Origin of the sequence: Actinoplanes utahensis (assembly GCF_016862455.1) — a bacterium.
Lineage (GTDB): Bacteria > Actinomycetota > Actinomycetes > Mycobacteriales > Micromonosporaceae > Actinoplanes > Actinoplanes utahensis.
Genome location: NZ_BOMZ01000081.1, coordinates 38,089 through 57,755, shown reverse-complemented (window position 1 = coordinate 57,755; position 19,667 = coordinate 38,089). Strand labels below are relative to the sequence as shown.

General features: G+C 71.2%; 20 protein-coding genes. 9 read left to right on the top strand and 11 right to left on the bottom strand.

Annotated elements, in window-relative coordinates; all coding sequences use genetic code 11:
* Positions 1 to 29 precede the first annotated feature (29 nt).
* Positions 30 to 1,409 (top strand): PQQ-dependent sugar dehydrogenase, encoded by a 1,380-nt coding sequence (locus Aut01nite_RS28000; protein WP_043524001.1) that lies wholly within the window; start codon positions 30 to 32, stop codon positions 1,407 to 1,409.
* Here Aut01nite_RS28000 and Aut01nite_RS27995 read toward each other — a convergent pair.
* Genes Aut01nite_RS27995 through Aut01nite_RS27990 form a run of 3 tightly spaced genes read right to left on the bottom strand, consistent with a single transcriptional unit; the run spans position 1,389 to position 2,667 of the window.
* Positions 1,389 to 2,294: an aldo/keto reductase gene (locus Aut01nite_RS27995; protein ID WP_052163484.1), complete on the bottom strand. Its 906-nt coding sequence runs from the start codon at positions 2,292 to 2,294 to the stop codon at positions 1,389 to 1,391. The genes Aut01nite_RS28000 and Aut01nite_RS27995 overlap by 21 nt on opposite strands.
* Positions 2,295 to 2,298: 4 nt before the next feature.
* A complete protein-coding gene (locus Aut01nite_RS43775; RefSeq protein WP_236642623.1) occupies positions 2,299 to 2,463 on the bottom strand; it encodes a hypothetical protein in 165 nt (54 codons plus the stop codon).
* Positions 2,464 to 2,478: 15 nt separating this feature from the next.
* The gene (locus Aut01nite_RS27990; protein ID WP_152628597.1) at positions 2,479 to 2,667 is read right to left on the bottom strand and encodes a hypothetical protein; all 189 of its coding nucleotides are present in this window, start codon (positions 2,665 to 2,667) and stop codon (positions 2,479 to 2,481) included.
* A gap of 237 nt (positions 2,668 to 2,904) precedes the next feature.
* Between Aut01nite_RS27990 and Aut01nite_RS27985 the strand changes: the two genes are divergently transcribed.
* From Aut01nite_RS27985 to Aut01nite_RS27975, 3 genes are all read left to right on the top strand, one after another.
* Positions 2,905 to 3,426, top strand: a complete 522-nt coding sequence (locus Aut01nite_RS27985; protein WP_052163483.1) for a GNAT family N-acetyltransferase — start codon at positions 2,905 to 2,907, stop codon at positions 3,424 to 3,426.
* Positions 3,423 to 3,989 (top strand): CYTH domain-containing protein, encoded by a 567-nt coding sequence (locus Aut01nite_RS27980; RefSeq protein WP_043523999.1) that lies wholly within the window; start codon positions 3,423 to 3,425, stop codon positions 3,987 to 3,989. The genes Aut01nite_RS27985 and Aut01nite_RS27980 overlap by 4 nt, the downstream gene beginning before the upstream one ends.
* 124 nt (positions 3,990 to 4,113) lie before the next feature.
* The gene (locus Aut01nite_RS27975; RefSeq protein WP_052163482.1) at positions 4,114 to 5,163 is read left to right on the top strand and encodes a hypothetical protein; all 1,050 of its coding nucleotides are present in this window, start codon (positions 4,114 to 4,116) and stop codon (positions 5,161 to 5,163) included.
* Positions 5,164 to 5,179: 16 nt separating this feature from the next.
* On the opposite strand, the gene Aut01nite_RS27970 is transcribed toward Aut01nite_RS27975, so the two are convergent.
* From Aut01nite_RS27970 to Aut01nite_RS27955, 4 genes are all read right to left on the bottom strand, one after another.
* Positions 5,180 to 5,992 carry a carbohydrate ABC transporter permease gene (locus Aut01nite_RS27970; RefSeq protein WP_043524139.1) on the bottom strand — a complete coding sequence of 271 codons (813 nt, stop codon included), beginning with the start codon at positions 5,990 to 5,992 and terminating at the stop codon, positions 5,180 to 5,182.
* A gap of 74 nt (positions 5,993 to 6,066) precedes the next feature.
* Positions 6,067 to 6,969 carry a carbohydrate ABC transporter permease gene (locus Aut01nite_RS27965; RefSeq protein WP_043523998.1) on the bottom strand — a complete coding sequence of 301 codons (903 nt, stop codon included), beginning with the start codon at positions 6,967 to 6,969 and terminating at the stop codon, positions 6,067 to 6,069.
* A 1-nt stretch (position 6,970) separates the two neighbouring features.
* Positions 6,971 to 8,371 carry an N-acetylglucosamine/diacetylchitobiose ABC transporter substrate-binding protein gene (ngcE, locus tag Aut01nite_RS27960; RefSeq protein WP_173476654.1) on the bottom strand — a complete coding sequence of 467 codons (1,401 nt, stop codon included), beginning with the start codon at positions 8,369 to 8,371 and terminating at the stop codon, positions 6,971 to 6,973.
* On the bottom strand, positions 8,368 to 9,969 hold the full coding sequence (locus tag Aut01nite_RS27955) for a serine hydrolase domain-containing protein (protein WP_052163480.1): 1,602 nt from the start codon (positions 9,967 to 9,969) through the stop codon (positions 8,368 to 8,370). Before Aut01nite_RS27955 ends, ngcE begins: the two co-directional genes overlap by 4 nt.
* Positions 9,970 to 10,305: 336 nt before the next feature.
* Between Aut01nite_RS27955 and Aut01nite_RS27950 the strand changes: the two genes are divergently transcribed.
* Positions 10,306 to 11,451 (top strand): exo-beta-N-acetylmuramidase NamZ family protein, encoded by a 1,146-nt coding sequence (locus tag Aut01nite_RS27950; protein ID WP_236642622.1) that lies wholly within the window; start codon positions 10,306 to 10,308, stop codon positions 11,449 to 11,451.
* Positions 11,452 to 12,382: 931 nt separating this feature from the next.
* Here Aut01nite_RS27950 and Aut01nite_RS27945 read toward each other — a convergent pair.
* Positions 12,383 to 13,363, bottom strand: a complete 981-nt coding sequence (locus Aut01nite_RS27945) for an N-acetylglucosamine kinase (RefSeq protein WP_043523996.1) — start codon at positions 13,361 to 13,363, stop codon at positions 12,383 to 12,385.
* A 647-nt stretch (positions 13,364 to 14,010) separates the two neighbouring features.
* Here Aut01nite_RS27945 and Aut01nite_RS27940 point away from each other — a divergent pair.
* The 3 genes from Aut01nite_RS27940 (at position 14,011) to Aut01nite_RS27930 (ending at position 16,359) form a co-directional block, all read left to right on the top strand.
* Positions 14,011 to 14,892 (top strand): MurR/RpiR family transcriptional regulator, encoded by an 882-nt coding sequence (locus Aut01nite_RS27940; RefSeq protein ID WP_043523995.1) that lies wholly within the window; start codon positions 14,011 to 14,013, stop codon positions 14,890 to 14,892.
* A 65-nt stretch (positions 14,893 to 14,957) separates the two neighbouring features.
* Positions 14,958 to 15,971, top strand: a complete 1,014-nt coding sequence (murQ, locus tag Aut01nite_RS27935; protein ID WP_307837529.1) for an N-acetylmuramic acid 6-phosphate etherase — start codon at positions 14,958 to 14,960, stop codon at positions 15,969 to 15,971.
* Positions 15,972 to 15,993: 22 nt separating this feature from the next.
* Positions 15,994 to 16,359 (top strand): DUF488 domain-containing protein, encoded by a 366-nt coding sequence (locus tag Aut01nite_RS27930; RefSeq protein ID WP_043523994.1) that lies wholly within the window; start codon positions 15,994 to 15,996, stop codon positions 16,357 to 16,359.
* Here the strand turns inward: Aut01nite_RS27930 and Aut01nite_RS27925 are convergent.
* From Aut01nite_RS27925 to Aut01nite_RS27915, 3 genes are all read right to left on the bottom strand, one after another.
* Positions 16,349 to 17,257 (bottom strand): DUF1295 domain-containing protein, encoded by a 909-nt coding sequence (locus tag Aut01nite_RS27925; RefSeq protein WP_052163479.1) that lies wholly within the window; start codon positions 17,255 to 17,257, stop codon positions 16,349 to 16,351. The genes Aut01nite_RS27930 and Aut01nite_RS27925 overlap by 11 nt on opposite strands.
* A 19-nt stretch (positions 17,258 to 17,276) precedes the next feature.
* Entirely contained in the window at positions 17,277 to 17,873 is a 597-nt protein-coding gene (locus tag Aut01nite_RS27920; RefSeq protein ID WP_043523993.1) for a DedA family protein, read from the bottom strand.
* 221 nt (positions 17,874 to 18,094) lie between these two features.
* The gene (locus Aut01nite_RS27915) at positions 18,095 to 18,628 is read right to left on the bottom strand and encodes a hypothetical protein (protein WP_043523992.1); all 534 of its coding nucleotides are present in this window, start codon (positions 18,626 to 18,628) and stop codon (positions 18,095 to 18,097) included.
* Positions 18,629 to 18,784: 156 nt separating this feature from the next.
* Here Aut01nite_RS27915 and Aut01nite_RS27910 point away from each other — a divergent pair, with 156 nt between their 5' ends.
* A complete protein-coding gene (locus tag Aut01nite_RS27910; protein WP_043523991.1) occupies positions 18,785 to 19,666 on the top strand; it encodes an alpha/beta hydrolase family protein in 882 nt (293 codons plus the stop codon).
* The last annotated feature ends 1 nt before the right edge of the window (position 19,667 follow it).

Here is a 19,667-nt window from a genome sequence, read left to right as displayed (position 1 = left end):
GTGCCGGATCGGCTGGTAGAAATGGTGCGATGAGGACGTTCGCGCGCGGTGTGGTGGCCGGAAGTCTGGTGCTCGCTCTGGCAGGCTGTTCGGCGGAGGAGCCGGAGAGCCCGTCCGCCCCCGGCTCACCCGCCGCGGCGCAGACCCCCGAGCCGTCGGCCGCCGGGCTCGCCGCGACGACCGTGCGGACGCTCGACGGGACCGATGCCGATCCGTTCGACCGGGAGCGGCGGCTCCAGGCACCGCCCGGCTGGACGGTGTCGGTGTGGGCGCGGGTGCCGACGGCGCGGCTGCTGGCGTGGACGCCGGACGGCCGGTTGCTGGTGTCGCGGCCCAAGCACGGTGACGTCGTCGAGTTGAGACCCGGCGCCGGGGACGCCGTTCCGGCGCAGCGGACCCTGCTCAGCGGGCTGAACCAGCCGCACGGGCTGGCCTTCCACAAGGACACGCTGTACGTGGCCGAGAGCGATCAGGTCAACGCGTACACGTACCGGAACGGGGCGGTCTCCGGCCGGAAGGTCGTGGTCGGCGGGCTGCCCGACGACAAGAGCCCGGATCTGCGCGGGGCGTACTCGCACGCGCTGAAGAGTGTGGCGGTCGGCGAGGACGGTGCGATCTACATCTCGGTCGGTTCGACGGGCAACATCTCCGAGGAGGACCGGTCGGCCGACCCGGAACGGGCCACCATCCTGAAGGCGCCGCCCGGAGGCGGTGAGCCGACGACGTTCGCGCGGGGTGTGCGCAACGGCACCGGGTTGGCGATCGACCCGGACGGGGCGGTGTGGACGGCGGTCAACCACCGGGACAACATCGAGTACCCGCACGACCGGGACTACGACGGTGACGGCGACGGCGATCAGGGGCGGGTGCTGCAGTCCTACGTCAACGACCACCCGATGGAGCAGCTGGCCCGGCTCACCGAGGGCCGGGAGCTCGGCTGGCCGTACTGCAACTCCGAACCCGACCTGTCCCCCGGCGACAAGGACTCGAAGCTCGGTTACACGCAGCGGCCGTTCGTCCGGGACTTCCAGACCAACGCGGACGGCTCGAAACTCGACTGCGGCAGACTCGCCCCGGTCGAACAGGGGATGGGCGCGCACTCGGCGCCGCTGGGCCTGAGTTTCGTGGGCGCGCCCGGTCTCCCCTCCGGGTACGGTCCGGGCGCGCTGGTCGGCGTGCACGGCTCCTGGAACCGTAAGCCGCCGCGCGCCCCGGAGGTCTCCTTCTACGCCTGGCGGAACGGCGCCCTCGGAGCGCAGCAGACCCTGCTCACCGGTTTCCAGGACGCGGACGGCTCGCGCTGGGGGCGCCCGGTGATGGCGGTGCGGGGCCCGGACGGCGCGATCTACGTCAGTGACGACGCGGCCGGCGCGATCTACCGGGTGACATCAGGACCAGGGCAGGGCTGACCGGGTACGCCAATAGCGCTCGCTGGGCTCGGCGAGCCGCTCCAGATCGTCCGGAACCCGCGGCGCCGTGGCCGCCCGCAGGTTGGAGACCAGTTGCGCCGTGGTCGCGGCGCCGGACAGCACGACCGTCGCCCACGGCTGCCGCAACGCCGCGGCCAGCGCGGTGACGTCCGGCTCCGGGCCCAGATCGGTCCGGGCGGCCAGGCGGCCGTTGGCCAGCGCCTCCTTGACGATCACGGTACGGCCGGACGCGTGCGCCTCGGCCAGGGCCGGCCCGGCGCTCGGTTCGAGCAGGTTCCAGGTGCTCTGCACGCTGCGGAACAGCGGCCGGCCGTCGACCTCGATCGCGCAGGCGGCGCGGATGGCGTCGGCCTGCGCCGGGCCGCTGGTGGAGAACCCGACGACGGCGCCCTGCCCGGCCAGCCGGCGGTGCAGTTCGCCGTCGGTGAGGGCGGGACTGTCCGGCGTGACCGAATGGATCTGGTACAGCGCGAGCCGGTCGCCGAGCAGCGCCCGGGTCTCGCCGATCTGCCGGTCGAAGGTGGCGGTGCTGTGGTCCTTCACCTCGTGCACGTCGGCGGTGACCTGCCACCCGGCGGTGTACGTGTACCCCCACTTGCTGCCGGCGACCGCGTCGTCGTGCCCGGGCAGCCAGCCGGCCAGGAACTCCTCGGCCCGGCCGTAGGAGCGCGCCACGTCGAAATAGCGGACTCCGGCCGCGTACGCCTGATCGAGAAGCGCGTGGGCCCGCCGCCGCAACTCGTCCACGGACCGGGAGGCCGGCAGATCCCGGTCCCGGCCGAGGGTGATGTAGCCGGGCCGGCCGACCGCCGCCAGTCCCAGACCGATCCGGGCCACCCCGGCGAAACCGCTGAACAAGTCCACGCCGCTATTCAACGCGATCGCCGGTGGCCGGTCTGTCGCGACTGGTGCGCAGCACGATCGGCGGGAGCAGGACGGCGGCGACCAGCGTGGACACCGACAGGGCCGGCAGCAGCCCGACGAGAGCCTCGAGGATCCGCCGGCGTCCGGGAGTGTCCGCCCGGACATTCAAGCACTTGACTTGAAGTCAGGCGGTGCGGACGGTGATGTAGGTGATGCCGCGGACCGGGACGTGGGTGGTGCCGTACTCGTCGGTGAAGGTCAGCACGGCGTTCGGGTCGGTGAGCTGGGCGACGACATGCTCGGCGGTGGCGGTGTCGACCTGGAAGTCGCGGTACTTGTCGGCGCCGACGAAGCGGACGCGGATGGTGGTCACCTCGAGCTCCTCTCCGGCGTGGGCGACGCCGCTGCCCCCCAGTGTGACCCCCACCCCCCGGCTGGTTCTCACCGCCGTCTCAACGGCTCGGAGACAGCCGTGACGACCCGCCGGACTCGTACGCGGGCCGCGACCCCGCTGACCGGTGACTTCCGGGACAACGTGGGTGCAGGCGCCGGGCCGCACCGGGCCTCGAAGGCGGCGCGTTCGGCTGCCACGGTGAGTAGTCTCGGGTGGATGGGAGAGATCGTGACCTATCTGGAGATGACCGACCGCGATCGGCTCGTTCCCGCGGCCCCGGTGCCCGGCCTGACACTCACGCCCCTGGACCGGGCGTCGCCACTGGTCGTTGATCTGCAGGTCAGGATCGGTGCTCCGTACGGCTGGAAGTGCGCGACCCGTACCGCCGACGAATGGGTCACCTGGTTCGCCGAACGACCGGATCGCCTGTTCCGGCTGCTGTCCTTCGAGGGTGCGCCGGCCGGCCTGGCCGCCTACGACCACCACCCCGGCGACGAGGTGGAGATCGAGACGTTCGGCTTGGTCCCGGGCTTCGTCGGCAGGCGGCTCGGTGGCTACGCGCTGACCCTCGCGATCCGGCACGCCTGGAACCTGACGCCCGGCGTACGGCGGATCTGGCTGCACACGTCGACCCAGGATCACCCCAACGCGCTGCCCAACTACCGGCGCCGCGGTCTCCACCCGTTCAAGACGGAGGAGAGGCCCGGAGCCACCTCGGCTGACGGGCTCGCCCCATGACCGAAAAGGCCGGCGGTGTGCGAGGCGAGTCGGTTCACCAGGGAAAATACGCTCGGGTCGAACGGGAACGGCGGTTCCTGCTGGCGGCACCGCCGCCACCGGCAGCGGTGACGGTCACCCGGACGATCACCGACCGTTATCTGACGGGGACCCGCCTGCGGCTACGGCGCGCCGACCGATCGGACGGCGGCTGCGAACTCAAACTCACCCAGAAAGTGCCGGCCGCCCGGCCGGGCGCCGTTCAGGGACTGATCACGAACACCTACCTGTCGCCCGCCGAGTACGACGTCCTCGCCCGGCTGCCGGCCACCGTGCTCTCGAAGATCCGTTTCAGCGTGCCGCCGCTGGGCGTCGACGTCTTCGACGGCCGTCTCCAGGGTCTGGTCCTCGCGGAAGCCGAGTTCACCACCGACGAGGAGGCACAGCTTTTCGTGCCGCCCGCGGACTGCGTGGCCGAGGTGACCGACGACATCCGCTTCACCGGAGGCCGTCTCGTGGAGACCACCCGGCGACAGCTGCTCCAGTCCCTGGCCGAGTACGGCCTCCAGCCGGCGACGCGCTAGGAGACGCGCCCCTCGAACGTCCGCGTCGCGGCCCGCCCGGAAATCGGTTGCCGGCGCCGCCCGGGACCCGCCAGGATCCGCCCATGCCCATGCCCATGCCCATGCCCAGCCCGGAACGAGAACGGTGACCGTACGCGTCGAGACGGCGCAGAGACCCGGAAGCCCGGACGAGCCGGCCCACGCGCGCACGGTGGTCCTCGACGACGCGGCCATCGTGCTCGACGGCCCCCGCACCGGTGGGGCCCCGCGGCTCCTGCCCGGCCCGTTGACCGATTTCGCGCGGACAGCCGGACCGACGGTGGCCGTCTGCCGGTGGACCGACGAGGTGATCGAGGTCCTGGTCATGGGCACAGCGACCGCTTTCGTCAGCCACCGGGACGGTGGGGTCCACATAGCGCGCGGCGGCCGACCCGCCGCCGTCCGCAGCTGGCCGCGGGAGGACATCGACGCCGTGCTCCTGATGAACGACGGAGTCGCCGCCGTCACCGAGCGGTTCAGCCGCGCCGGCTTCCCCCACGAGCGCGACATCCTGGAACTCGTCGCGACCGGCGGTGTGCAAGCGCTCGTGGACCACGTCCACGCGGTCGAGGACACCGATCCCCGCCGCCTGCGCCGGCCGCGCGAAAGGCGGCACGATGACAAGGCCGCCGCCCTCGTCATGACCGAGACGTTCGTCCCGGGCAGCCGTTACCAGTTGCCCTACTCCACCCTCACCGCGGCGTACCGGGCGCTGGAAAGGCATGACTTCGAGACAGCGGCCGGCCTCTTCCGATCGGTCGCCCGAGACACCGAACACGCGCCCCGGGACGACGAGGATCTGTGCCACGCGCATTCCGCCGCGGGCAACGGATACGCGACAGCGCTGGCCGGTGCGGGCCGTCTCGACGAACTGACGGCGCTCGCCGCCGATCACCGGTTCGCGCGACGGCAGCTCGACGTCCGCTTGTACGCCGACGGCCGGGCCGCGGACCTGCGGCAGCGGGCGCTCGCCGGCGACCTCCTGGCGCTGTTCATGCTGATCCGGCTGCTCCGGATGCGGGGCGACGACGACGCGGCCCGGCGGGCGGCCGAGCAGATCGCCCCCGGCAACGAGCGCGCCCGCCAGATCCTCGCCGAACCGCGCTCGTCCCTGCCCACGGAACCGGAGTACGACCGCTTCCGCGAGCAGTTCTGAGCCGCCGGGGTCAGGGTCAGCGGAGCTGTCCGGCGGACAGGCCGGTCTGGACCTGCCGGTGGAAGATCAGGTAGCCGGCGACGACCGGGATCATCGCGATGGTCATGCCGGCGAACAGGCCGCTGAAGTCGCCGCGATATCCCTCGTTGACCGCGAGCGCCGTCAGCCCCTGCGCCAGCACCCACTTGCGTTCGGCGCCTTCGCCCTGCATGAGGACGATCGGCAGCACGTACTGATTCCATTGGAACAGGAAGTTGAAGATGCCGACGCTGATCAGGCCGGGCCTGGCCATCGGCAGCATGATCCGGAAGAAGAGGCCGAAGTGGCCGCATCCGTCGACCATGGCGGCTTCGGCGACCGACGTCGGCAGGGTGCGGAAGAACGCGGTCAGGAAGAACACCGTGAACGGCAGCGAGTACGCGGCGTAGACCAGGGTCAGGCCGGGCAGGGTGCCGAGCAGCCCCAGGTTGCGGACCACGAAGAACAGCGGCACCAGGGCCAGGAAGACCGGGAACATCATGCCGCCGGTGAACGCGTAGTAGACGATCCGGTGGCCGCGGAACCGGTAGCGGGCCAGCACGTACGCGGCCATCGCCCCGAACAGCATGGTCAGCGTGAGGGCGCCGGTGACGACGACCGCGCTGTTGAGGAGGTACCGGCCGATGTGCGCCTCGTTCCAGGCGCGGCCCCAGTTCTCCCAGCGGATCCGGGCGGGCAGGCTCCACGGGTCGGTGAGGATCTCCTCGTCGCTCTTGAACGAGCTCAGCACCGCCCAGACCAGCGGCAGCGTGGTGAGCAGCGCCCACCCGGCCAGGAACGCATGCGACACGATCGGAACGGTCCGGCGCGGCGGGACTGCCGGCGCGGGCACCGGTGTCGTCACGCGGTCGGTCAATACGGCGGTCATTGCAGCTCCACCCGGTCGCGGCGGGTGACCCGCAGGAACATGACGGCGACGGTGAGGGTCAGGAAGAACATGGCGACACCGATCGCGGAGGCGTACCCGAACTGGCCGTCGCCGAAGGCGGTCTTGTAGAGGCGCAGACCGACCACGTCCGACGAGGCGCTCGGACCGCCGTCGGTGATGATCTGCACGACGGCGAAACCGTCGATCGCGATGATGGCCAGGTAGACCCACGCGACCTGGATGGTGTCCCAGACCAGCGGCACGGTGACCCGGACCAGGGTGACGAGCCGGCCGGCGCCGTCGAGCAGCGCCGCCTCGTACAGGTCGCGGGGTATCGATTGCATGGCGGCGCTGAACAGCACGACGTAGAAGCCGACGTTCATCCAGATGAGAACGGCCAGCACGCACCAGAACGAGAACCGTGGGTCGCCGAGCCAGGCGACCGCGAGCCGGTCCAGCCCCACAGCCCGGAGCAGGCCGTTGATCATGCCGGTGTGCGGCGCGTACATCTCCTTCCACAGCACCCCGATGATCGCCACCGAGAGCACCTGCGGAAAGAAGTAGACGACCCGGTAGAAGCCGGCGCCGCGGACGCCGTGCACGCCCACCCGGTCGGCGCGCCCGCCGACGCTGATCATCGAGGCGAAGAACAGGCCGAGCAGGATCGTGACCAGCGGCAGGAACAGCAGGAGCAGGCCGTTGTGGCGCAGCGCGTTCCACAGGTAGCCGTCGTCGAGCAGCCGCTGGAAATTGGCGAGGCCGACGAATTCGAACGTCGGCGACAGGCCGGTCCAGTTCGTGGTGGAGATCTGGAAGGCTTGGGTGTACGGGGAGACGACGAAGATCCCGTAGAGCAGCAGCGGCGGCACCAGGAACGTGGCGATGAACAGTCGGCGCACGTCAGGCCCGCTTGTACTTCTTGATCGCGGGGTCGGCGGCGAACTCGTCGGCGGACTTCTGCACCCTGTCGCACCACTGGGCGGCGTTGATCCGTCTGGTGAACAGTTCGGCGCAGGCCCCGTCGATGCGTTCCCGTTCGAGTTTGCGGTAGTACGAGTTGTACATCCAGGTGAACGCTCCCCCGTTGGACGCCTCGATGAGCGCGGTGACCGAGGTGAGGCCGGGTCCGAGGGTGATGCCGTCGCCGGCGCCGCGCACGCTGGTCAGGCTGCTGACCTTGCGGGTGAAGTCGGAGGCGCCCTTCCTGGACAGCATGACCCGCAGGTATTCGAGACCGCCGCGGACGTTCTTCGCCTTGGCCGGGACGATGAACGGTTCGCTGCCGGCGCCCCGAAACGCCTCGTACGGCATCTTGTCGGCGCTGGTCAGGCTGGGGGTGGGCGCGATCGCCATCCGGAAGTCCGGCGGGGTGACCGCTTTCTGTTCGCTCTCCAGCCAGGAGCCGCAGGAGAGGAACGCGGCCTGGCCCCGGCACCATGCGGTCTGCGCCTGGATGTGGTCCATGCCCTCGGCGCCCGGCTGGAGGTATCCGTCGACGGCGAGCTGGTAGTAGGCCTCGGCGGCGGCCCGCACCGCCTCGTGCCGCCACGCGTTCGGCTCCAGGTTGTCGAGCGCCTTGATCACGTCGAGGCCGCCGAGTTTGCCGGCGGCGGCGACGATCGGCCAGCTCATGTACCGGGAGTGTCTGCCGGGGTAGGTCCACGGCGCGATGCCGGCCGCCTTGATCGTCTTGCAGAGGGCGATCATCTCGTCCCAGGTCCTCGGATACTCCCAGCCCTTCGCCGCGAAGAGCGTCTGCGAGTACCAGATGCCGTACGCCGAGTACGCATAGTTGAGCGACAGGAACCTCCCGTCGTACGAGCCGACGTCCACGGTGCCCGGCAGGAGGGTGTCGCGCACCTTCACCGACGGGTCGTCGAGGCTCGGCGCGTCGAGGAGCTCGCCCAGGTCGGTCAGGGCGTTCTGGGAGACGAGGCCGTTGAAGTCCATCTGGCTGGCCCCGGAGTTGTTGACCACGTCCGGCGGGTCGCCGCCGACGAACCTGGGTTGCAGCGTCTCGGCGATCTGCTGGGTCGCCGCGTGCTTGATCTGCGACTTCGGGTACCGCTCGCGGTACATGGCCTCGTGCGCCTTGGCGTACTCCTCCCCGAACCCGCCGTTGAAGATCACCACTTCGAGGGGTGCGTCCTCCTTCACGCCGAGCGGGTTGGCCGCGCTGGCGACGCCCTTCGCCGTGTCGCCGTCCGCCTCGCCGCCCATGGCGCAGCCGCCGAGCGTGCCCGCCACGGCGGCACCGGCCGTGCCGTGGAGGAGCCGGCGCCTGCTGATCGCTGATGTCATCGTTCGGCTCCTGCCTGTGAGCTGGTCCAGCCGTCCGCGGTGTACGGCTGCCGGATCCCGGCGACGAGAACGCCACGGCCCTGCGACGCGGCGTCGGTGCGGTAGGTGAAACGCAGCCGCGACGCGTCGGTGTGCACCCGCCACCAGCGCCGCCCGCCGAAACCGGTGAGCGTGCCGTCGCTGGTGGCCACGTCCGCGCCGGACCGCAGGGTCATCGGCAGGGGCGCCCAGGTGATCCCGTCGGCGGAGGACTCGACGGTGACGGTGTCGTTGCGCGGCTCGGTGTCGTACCAGATCTGGAAGGAACCGTGCGCCGGGCCGGCGGTGAGGGTCATGACGGCGCCGTCGCGCCGGTCGGCCCGCCAGGGCGTTCCGGTCGCGGCTGGTCCGGGGATGGGGTGGGCTTGCGCGAGGGTACGGGCCAGCGCGCGCCGTGCGACGTCGATTCTCGCCCAGGTCCGGTCCGGGTGGACGCGGTTGCTGAGAACGATCAGGAACGACCGGTCGATCGGGTCGATCACCACCGACGTGCCGGTGAATCCGGTGTGCCCGAAGGTGATCGGCGACGCCATGCCGTCCATGTACGTGTGCTCGCCGAGCTGGAACCCGAGCCCGCGCCCGTCACCGTGGTCGGTGAGCGCCTGCCGCACCGATTCCTCGCTCAGGATCCGCCGTCCCCGGTGGGTGCCGCCGTTGAGCAGCGCCTGACACAGGATCGCCAGGTCGTCGGCCGTGGAGAAGAGCCCCGCGTGCCCGGCCACGCCGCCGAGCGCCCACGCGTTCTCGTCGTGCACCTCGCCCCGGACCATGCCGCGCCCCACGGCCGGCTGATGTTCGGTGGCGGCCGCGCGTTCCCGCAGCGCGGGGCCGGGGTTGTAGCCGGTCGAGCGCATCCCGAGCGGCCCGGTCACCCCGGCCCGGACGGCCTGGCCGAGCGGCTTCCCGGTGACCCGTTCGACCAGCACGCCGAGCACGATGAGGCCGATGTCCGAGTAGACGTGGGCGCCGGCGGGACCGGCCGGGGTGGCGAGAGCTGCGGCCAGCCGCTGCGCCGCCGTCGGGTACCGCAGGTGCAGCGGCAGCCAGGCCGGCAGCCCGGAGGTGTGAGTGAGCAGCTGCCGGGCGGTGACGTGGGCGGCGGCGAGCTCCGGGACGTACCTCGCGACCGGAGCGTCCAGGTCGAGGCGGCCCGCCTCGGCCTGCTGGAGCACCAGGATCGCGGTGAACAGCTTGGAGATCGAGGCGAGGTCCCACAGGGTATCGGTGCGCGCCGGGACCCGCTGATCTGTCGGAAGCTCGACAATTCCGTCGGGTCCGGCGGTGTAGCGGACCGCGTCCCCCACGGCGAACCGGGACACCACCAGGCCGCGGTGCGCGGCGAGGACCGTCGCACCTGCATAGACGGGATGCCCGGGATGATCCAGGGTGGGCTCCAGATAGGCGGCGGCGATCACCGGCAGCGCGGCGATCCGGTCCGGCAGCAGACCGGCCTGGCGGGCGGTGCCGGGGCGCAGCACATCGTTGGCGAACGCGCTCCCGGCCGGTGCGGGCGTCGCCGCGACCAGCACCGACATCACCAGGGACGGAAGCTTGATCATCTAAGCCTCTCAATACACCAACCCGTCGAGGATGGAGCTTTCCTTCGCAACTCGCAAGGGGGGCGAAGGTTATTGCCAATCGCCTGCCACCCGGCTACCTTGCGACATCATGCGGACACGTAGCGTCGCTTTCCCGGCTATCGACCCCTGGGGGGTCCGATGAACCGCCGGAGCCTGCTCGCGGCGGGCGCGGGCGGCCTGCTCGTCCCGCCCGCCCCAGCGGGTCCTCCCCCGGCCTCCGTCCCGGCCGCTCCAGCGGGTCCTCCCCCGGCCTTAGTCCCGGCCGCTCCCGCGGGTCCTTCCCCGGCTTCCGTCCCGGTCTCCCTCCAGACCGGTTTGGATCGGCTCGCCGCGGACGGCTGGGCAGCGGTGCGGGGCACGCGGGTCGGCATCGTCTCCAATCCGACCGGCGTGGACCGCGACTACCGGCACCTGGTCGACCGGATGCACGCCGACCGGGTGACCATCGGCGCGATCTTCGGCCCCGAGCACGGATTCCGCGGATCGGCGCAGGCCGGCGGCAGTGAGGGCACCGGCACCGACGCGCGCACCGGACTGCCGGTCCACGACGCGTACCTGGCCACCCAGGCCGCCTGGGAACGGATGTTCCGGGAATCCGGGGTCCGCACCGTCGTCTTCGACATCCAGGACGTCGGGGCGCGCTTCTACACGTACATCTACACGCTCTACGACTCGATGGCCGCGGCCGGGCGGCTCGGGCTGCGCTACCTGGTGCTGGACCGGCCCAACCCTGTCGGCGGCAGCGCCCGCGGGCCGATGATGACCGACGGCTTCACCTCCGGCGTCGGCCGCCTCAAGATCGTGCAGCAGCACGGCATGACCGCCGGTGAACTGGCCCGCTTCTACAACGGTGAGTTCCTCGCGCGCGCGGTCGACCTCGAGGTGATCACCTGCCAGGGGTGGCACGGGCGGCTGCTCGGGTCCGATCTCGATCTGCCGTGGGTGCTGCCCAGCCCGAACATGCCGACCCCCACCACCGCGCTCGTCTACCCCGGCACCGGCATGTTCGAAGGCGTGTCGTCGCTGTCCGAGGGCCGCGGCACGACCAGGCCGTTCGAGCTGATCGGCGGCCCCGCCTCCGACTACCGCTGGTGCGACCGGCTGACCGCGCTGAATCTGCCCGGCACCCGGTTCCGCGAGGCGTACTTCACCCCGACCTTCGGCAAGTTCACCGGCCGATCGTGCGCCGGCGTCGAGATCAAGATCAAGGACCCGCATCGGTACGATCCCCTCCGCACCGCCGTCGCCATGCTCACCGAAGCGCGCAAGGAGCCGGCGTTCACCTGGCGCCTCGACGGATCCCGCTACTGGATCGACCTCCTCACCGGATCCACCCGCCTGCGCACCATGATCGACGGCGGCGCCGCCCCGGACGAGATCATCGCCTCCTGGTCGGGCGAGCTGGCCGCTTTCGATCAGCAGCGCAAGCCCTACCTGCTCTACTCCCGGAGCACCCCATGAGACGGCCCCTCACCCGATCACCAGCCGCCACCCCCGACGGAACTCCCCCGGCTGGCCCTCACTGCTCTCTTCCGCCGGTGGAGACAGCCGTCAGAGCCGGCCGGGTTTCCCCGGCTGGTCGCTACTGCTGTCTCGCCGGCTCCGAGACAGCTGTGACCCTGCTGGCTGATTCGCCGCCCCTCTTGTCGATCGTGGAGATTGCGCTGTCCGCCCCACCACGCGCTCACCAGATCCAACCCAGCGGACGAAAACCCGCCCGCGACGGATTCACCCCATCCACCCCTTCTTCCCCTTCTTCCCCTTCCACCCCTTCTTCCGCTCCTTCCGCTCCTTCCCCTCCTTCCCCTCCTTCCGCTCCTTCCGCTCCTTCCGCTCTTTCCGCGCGAGATCTTGTGAGTTTCGGGCGAACCGATTCACCACAACCTCACAAGATCGACAACCGACGGGCAAGCAATTGGCCAGCAGGGTCAGCAGTCAGAATCAGCCGCTGTTCTCCGGCTGGTGCCCGGCGCTGCCTCACCGGACCCAAGACAGCACTCCGAACCAGCCGCTGTTCTTCGACTGGTCCCCAGTGCTGCCTCACCGGACCCAAAACAGCACTCCGAACCGGCCGGAAGGAATCGGGGCCGGGCTTGCCCGCCCGTCAACAGACAGTCCTTCCATGGTCGCTCAGGCCGAATAACGGGGGCCGATGGCCGATGAGCGGGCAACTCGTCCGCCGGCCATCGAATGCCTGGCGGCCAGCGGGTGGCCGGTGGCCGACGGATGAGCACTGGCCGACGGGTGTCCGCCAGCCATCGAATGGCCGACGGCCCGCGGCTGGCGGGTGGTCCGCGGCTCGCGGGTGGCCCGCGGCTCGCGGGTGGCCCGCGGCTCGCGGGTGGTCCGCGGGTGGGTGGCCCGCGGGTGGCCGACGGCCGACGGAGGGCTGCTACTCACGGGACAGTCCATGACTGCCGGTCAGGCGGGCGTGGGTCACCGGCGCCACGGGGGTGCCGGTGAGCCGCGCGACAGCCAGAACCGCGGCCCCGGCCGCGCCGTCGGACCCGACTCGCGGTTCGGCGCCGGTGCGGGCGGCCACGGCGGCGCGAACCATCCGCCTGACCGGTCCGGGAGTGAGCAGCACGGACCCTGCCAGCACCACGACGGCGCCGGGTGGCGGCCCGACGCTGTCGAAGGTGTGCAGGAGGCGACCGGTGGCCGTGTGACAGATGCGCACGGCCACCGGGTCGTCGGCTTCCGCGCCGGCGCTCACCGCGGGAGCGAACCCGCCGAGAGCCGCGGGTGGCACGGCGAACGCGGCGGCGATCAGGGCCTGCGCCGTGTCCTCCGCGCGACCGGAACCGATGCCGAAGTGGGTGCGGGCGGCGTCGACCAGGACCGTCGGCACGCCCCGGCCGTCGAGGGCGGCGAGGGCCGCGCGCAGTCCCCGTACCCCCATCCAGACCGCGGACCCCTCGTCCCCGAGCAGCCAGCCGTAACCGTCGCAGCGGTGTTCGAGACGGCCGCCCGCGAATCGGGCGGCCAGCGCTCCGGTGCCGGACAGCAGCAGCACACCGTCGGGCGAGGTGGTCCCGGCCGCGAACGCCACCTCGAGATCGGTGACCGTGACCGGTTCGCCGGTCAGCCCGGCGGCCCGCCAGGCGTTCGCCGCGGCGACCCGGACAGCGGCCCGCCCGGCGCCCGAGGAACCGGCGGCGCCGAACACGCCCAGCAGCACGGACGGTCGAGGCGTCCCCTCCAGGGCCTGTTCGAGCGCCGTGGCCAGGGTCGTGGTCAGGTCGCCGCCGCTGCTGTTACGGTTCGCGCCGCCGGCCACGCCCCGGCCCACTATCGCGCCGTCGACCGTCGCGACCACACATCGTGTGCTCGTCGCCCCCGCGTCCACACCCACCACCAGCGCCGTGCCCATACCTGCCGACCCTGCCGCCTCCACCCCCGCCACACCAGCACCCGATCCGGTCACCGTTGCCGCACGAACGCCCGCTTCCCGATCCGCTACACCCGCCATGGGCACCGCACGGACCTCGATGTGCCGAATTGCGGAGGCTTACCTGTTTACGGGTGGGCGAACCTGACACCGGGCTCTTCGGGCCGGCTCCCACAGCTGCCTCAACCCGCACGAGACAACACTGGCGACCAGCCGGAGAACGCCGACTGGTTCTCACCGTCCTCTCGACCGGCGCGAGACAGCACTGGCGAGCAGCTCGGCAAGATCAGCCGCTGTACGGCCGGTTCGGCGTGCGGCGCCGGCGGCTGTCACCTGGTCCAGATTCGCGGCGTCTCGTCCGGCGCGGAGCACGCCTCGGACGGTGGTCGCCGCACCGAGCGTCATCCCCGTACCGCCGCTCCTCGGGTCGAAGCCCGCACCGGGCCGCCTGCCGTGACCGACGGGATGCAACCGGCCGCAGGGCGCCGACCGACGGGGCAAGGACGACGACTCGGCTGCCGGTGGGCATCCGGGCGTTCCCGGGTGGCGATCTTCGACTCGATACAGATGAATGGAGAATATTGACGGGAGAGGTCGTTGGACGGAAACTTTTCTTCATGAATGGCGGCATGCGCGGCACAGCGGAGACGGTCGTCCGGGCACGGGGGCTCTTGCCGTCGCTGTCGCCGGCGGAGCAGCGGGTGGCGCGGGTGATCATCGACGAGTCGGCGACCGCGGCCCGGCTGACCATCACCGACCTCGCGGAGCGCGCGGGTTCCAGTGAGACGACGGTGATCCGGTTCTGCCGGGCGATGGGTTTCGCGGGCTATTCGGAGCTGCGGCTGACCCTGGCCACGGAGGCGGGCCGCCGGGATGACGGCGGCGAACCGGTGGGCAGCGACATCAGTCCCGGCGACGACCTGGCACAGGTGGTGAAGAAGATCGCCTTCGCGGATGCGCGGGCGGTCGAGGAGACCGCCGCCCAGATCGACGTGACGGTGCTGGAGCAGGTGGTCGAGGTGATCGCGGGTGCCCGGCGGGTGGACGTCTACGGGGTCGGGGCGAGTGCTTTCGTCGCCGCGGACTTTCAGCACAAGCTGCATCGGATCGGGCGGGTGGCGTTCGCCTGGAGTGACACTCATGTGGCTCTGACCAGCGCCGCGCTGCTCGATGAGCGCGATGTGGCGTTCGCGATCTCGCACACCGGCAGCACCACCGACACCATCGACGCGTTCACCGAGGCGAAACGGCACGGGGCGCGGACGGTCGCGCTGACCAACTTCCCGAAGTCGCCGATCGCCGGGGTCGCCGACCTGGTGCTGACCACCGCCGCCCGGGAGACGACGTACCGGTCCGGTGCGATGGCGAGCCGCCTGGCGCAGCTCACCGTCATCGACTGTGTCTTCGTCGGCGTCGCCCAGCGCACGTTCCAGGAGACCCGGACGGCGCTCGACGCCACCTACACCGCCGTGCGCGACCGGCGCATCGGCACCGACCGGAGGCGCGGATGATCCCCGTGGGCGGACGGCCCCGCAACGAGCGGCCCGTGAACGGCAGACTTCCCGACAGGAGAACCGTGGACGCCTGGACCGCAGACAAGACCGTAGATGGCTGGACCGCGGACAAGACCGTGGACGGCTGGACCGCGGACAGGACGACCGCGGACAGGGGAAACGTGGACGGGACGGCCGGGGAGGGCTCGTTGGCGCGGACCGAGCAGCGGAACCCGCGCAGCGCCTCGATCGACCGGATGTCCACCCTCGACCTGCTGCACCTGATCAACACCGAGGACCGCCTTGTGCCGGAGGCGGTCGCCGATGTGCTGCCGGAGATCGCTGCCGCCGTGGAACTGGCCGTGGCGGCGCTCTCCGGCGGCCATCGGGTCCACTACGTCGGCGCGGGCACGTCCGGGCGGATCGCGGTTCTGGACGCGGCCGAGTTGATCCCGACGTTCGGGCTGGAGCCGGGGCAGGTGGTCGCGCACATCGCGGGCGGTGCGCATGCGCTGACGAACCCGTCGGAGGCCGCCGAGGACGACGAGAGCGCCGGTGCGGCGGCCGCCGCGGACGTCGCGGCGGGCGATGTGGTGCTGGGGGTCACGGCCAGTGGGCGTACGCCGTACGTCCACGCTGCTCTGACCACCGCCCGTGCTCGCGGCGCGCGGACCGTCCTGGTCTCGGCGAACCGGGCGTCCCCGATCGCCGCCTGCGCCGACGTGCACATCGCCCCGGACACCGGCCCCGAGGTGGTGACCGGTTCCACCCGGATGAAGGCGGGAACCGCGCAGAAGCTGGTGCTGAACGCGTTCTCCACGGCGACGATGGTCCGGCTGGGCCGCACCTATTCGAACCTGATGACCGACATGCTCGCGTGCAACGCCAAGCTCCGCGACCGGCAACTGCGCATCCTGGCCGAGGCGGCGGGCGCCGACCCGGCCCGCTGCCGGGAGGTGCTGCACGCCGCCGGCGGTGACGCGAAGATCGCTCTGGTCTCGCTGATCACCGATGCCAGCACCGAGACGGCGGCCCGCGCCCTGGCCGTCACCGAGGGTCATGTGAACCGCGCGCTCCGGCTTCTGCGTCCGGCCTGATCGGTCCCGGTAATCTGCGGGGATGGCGTTCCTGGTGAAGCGGATCCACGAGCCGGCCGATCCGGCCGACGGCTACCGGGTTCTGGTGGACCGGTTGTGGCCGCGCGGCGTCTCGAAGGAGCGTGCGGCCCTCGACGAGTGGGCGAAGGACGCCGCCCCGAGCACCGCGCTGCGGCAGTGGTTCCATCGCAACAGCGGCGCGTTCACCGAGTTCAGTCTGCGGTACCGGGCCGAGTTGGACGCCAATCCGGAGGCGGTCGCCGCGCTGCGCCGGTGCGACAGCGAGCACGGCACGGTGACGCTGCTGCACGGTGTCCGCGACACGACCGACAATCACGCCCGGGTGCTGGCGGAGTACCTGTCGTCGTACACCGAGCTCATGTCCTGAACCGCCACGGCAGCAGGGCCGGGACCCGGCGCATGTGCTGCGCGTACGCGGGCCGCCGCACCAGCGACCGCCGGTCCATCATCGGCACGCTGACCACCGCGAACAGCAGCACCATGGCGATCGGCCCGACGATCGTCCACCACCAGTCCGGCGCGGCCGCCAGCCCGAACAGCCACATCCCCCACCAGAAGAGGATCTCGCCGAGATAGTTGGGGTGCCGCGAGTACCGCCACAGGCCCCGGTCGAGGATCTCACCATGGTTGGCGGGGTCCCGGGCGAACCGGTGCAACTGCCGGTCGGCGGTCGCCTCGATCAGCACGGCCGCCACGGTCACGACGACCGCGAGGTAGTCGAGCAGCCGCCACGGGCGACCGGTCACGGTCGCCGCGGGCCAGACCGCGAGCAGCCCGGCGAACACCACGAGGGTCGGCATCAGCTGGATGCCGGTGAGGTTGATCAGCCACCACGGGACGCCGCGGGGCCGCTGCTCGCGGAGCTGCACGTAGCGCCAGTCCTCGTGGCGCAGCCCGCGCCAGGACACCGCCCAGTTGGCGGTGAGCCGCACCGCCCAGGCCAGCATCAGCAGCAGAACCATCGTCTGCCGCGCGGTGAGACCGTCCGTGGCGGCCCAGACGGCGACGATCACCGGCGGGGCGACGCTCCAGTACGGGTCGTAGACGCTCGCGTTGGCCACCAGCACACTCGCCGCGAACACCACCAGGGTGGCGACGAGGTCGGCCTGGAACGTGACCAGCAGCGGATGCTGACCGCGTGCCAGGACGGCCACACCCCAGCCGGCGAGCCCGGCGATCACATAGGTCAGGGTCACCACGGCGAAGCCCACCGGCCGCGAGGTCGCGGCCAGTCCTCTCCCGATGCGGTACGAGCCCGCGCTCATACCACGGAGGATAGGCGTCTCAGCCGACGGTGACGAGCTTCCGCCGCCGGACCGCCGCCAGCCGCCGCTCCACCAGCGCGCACACTCCGGCCAGGGCCGTCCCGATGGCCAGGCCGAACGCCGTGCCCAGCAACGGCGATCCGTCGAAGGTCTCCCCGCCGAGACGGCCGAGGCCGATCGCGTACACCGCCCAGCCCATGCTGGCCAGCAGGCTGAACGTCCGGAACCGGCCCATGGGCAGCGACACCGAGCCGGACATCATCGCGGTCGCGGTGCGCCCGTTCGGCAGGAACCGGCCGACCAGGATGGCGACCGCCCCGTATCTCAGCAGGGCCTGCTCGGCCTTGGCGACCGCCTTCGCCATCCGGCCCTTGCGCAGCCGGGCGCCGGCCTTGCGGCCCAGCAGATAGGAGACCCGGTCACCGGCGACACCGCCGGCCACCGCCGCCGCGACCAGGGCCAGCAGGTTCGGCGAGCCGACTGCCGACACCGCGCCGAGACCGATCACGACCGTCTCGGAGGGAACGACCGGAATGAACCCGTCGATCGTCACGGCCACGAAGACGATCAGGTAGAGCCAGGGCGAGCAGATCAGTGGCATCACCTGGTCCAGCATCGTGTCCCTTCCCGCGGTGCGGTGGTCGGCTGTGGGGTCGACACCAGCTCCTACGCCGTGCCGGGCCCCATGGTTCATCCGATTCCCTGATCGGACGACGATTGTCTCCGATCACGTCAACCCCTGCCAGACTTGCGTCACCCCGGTTCGGTTCGCTGCGCCGACCGTACCCACCGATGGAAAGCCCTTCCATGGTGCTGGCTCGCCCCTTCGGGGTAGTGCTAGCCCCACGATGCCGCGAGTGCCGAGGCGATCGCGGCGGCGAGCAGCACCACCCCGGTTCCGGCGCCGACGACGGCGCTCACGGGGAGCCGGCGCTTGCGGGCGAACGGCAGGGACGCCAGCACGACCGCCGTGACGAGGACGGCGGTGACGTGCACGAGCGGGTACTCGATGATCGCCGCGACCGGGAACAGGTGCACGCCGACGATGAAGGCGATCCAGACCGGGATCAGCTCCTTCCGGCGCATCACCGTGAGCAGCACGGCCATGGCGGCGGCCGCGCCGAACTCGATGCCCACGACGATGCCGAAGGTCCGGCTCGAATCCGCGGTGAAGACGGTGCCGTCGTCCCAGTGCCGCCAGGCGAGCACGATCCCGGCCAGCATGACGAGGTAGCTGACGACCGTGCCGGCGATCAGGTACCGCCGCCAGGGGCGGGGCGGACCCTCCTGCGCCCACCCGAACCAGGTGGCGGCGAAGAAGCCGAACACGGCCGCGGTCACGGCGAGGTCACGAACGTGCTCGGCGAACACACCACTCCCGGGGTCCGATGGGGACGATCGACCGCAGCATAGGCCCTCCCCGCCTTGTCGGTAAGCGGACTGCGGGCGAAGAGTGCGGAAAGGCCGCCGGATAATCGGGGCGAAAACCGCGTGGATACCGCAACCGGGAAAGGCGGGAGATCCTCGATGGCAACGATCGTCTACGTACACGGAAACGGCAACAAGATCCCGTCCGCTCCGTTGAAACGGCAATGGGATCAGGCGTTGTTCGGCCGCGACATGGGGACGGCCTCCCGGATGGCGTACTGGGCGCCCGTCTCGCACGCGCGGGCGCTGCCGCCGTTCGCGGCCGACGAGGTCGAGCAGCTGCCGGAGACCACGCCGGAGACCACGGACCCACCGGAGACGTTCGTCGCCGGGGTGATGCGCGAGGTGGACTCCGCGGGCCCGCAGACGACCACCGAGCATCTGGAGTCCTGGCTGCGGGACCTGACCTACACCGCGGACGCCCTGATCGAGGGCGAGAACACCGCTCCCCCGGTGACCTCGCCGTTCGAGGCGCTGCCGCTGCCCAGGGCGCTGCGGCGGGCGGCGTTCCGGGAGATGGTGAAACGGACCTTCAAGGATGTGTACGCCTACTTCTTCGGCGGCCGTGGCGACGCCATGCGGCAGGTCGTCCGGGAGGCTCTGTCCGGCGCCGGCGGCCCGGTCGTGGTGATCGGGCACAGTCTCGGCTCGATCATCGCCTACGACGTGCTGCGGGAGCAGGGTCTGCGCGATCGGGACGTGCCGCTGCTGGTGACGGCCGGCTCGCCGCTCGGGGTCACCGAGGTGCAGGATCTGGTGGCACGCCCGTTGCAGGTCCCGTCTCCGGTCCGTTCCTGGCGCAACGTCTCCGATTTCCGCGATCTCGTGGCGCTCGATCACACGATCCGGCCGGAGTTCAGTCCGGCCGACCGCTGCGCCGATTTCTCGGTGACCAACACCAGCTGGAATCATCACGGCATCGGCGAGTACCTGAGCTCCACCGCGGTACGCCGGCCGGTCCTGGAGATCTTCCGGGAGTGAG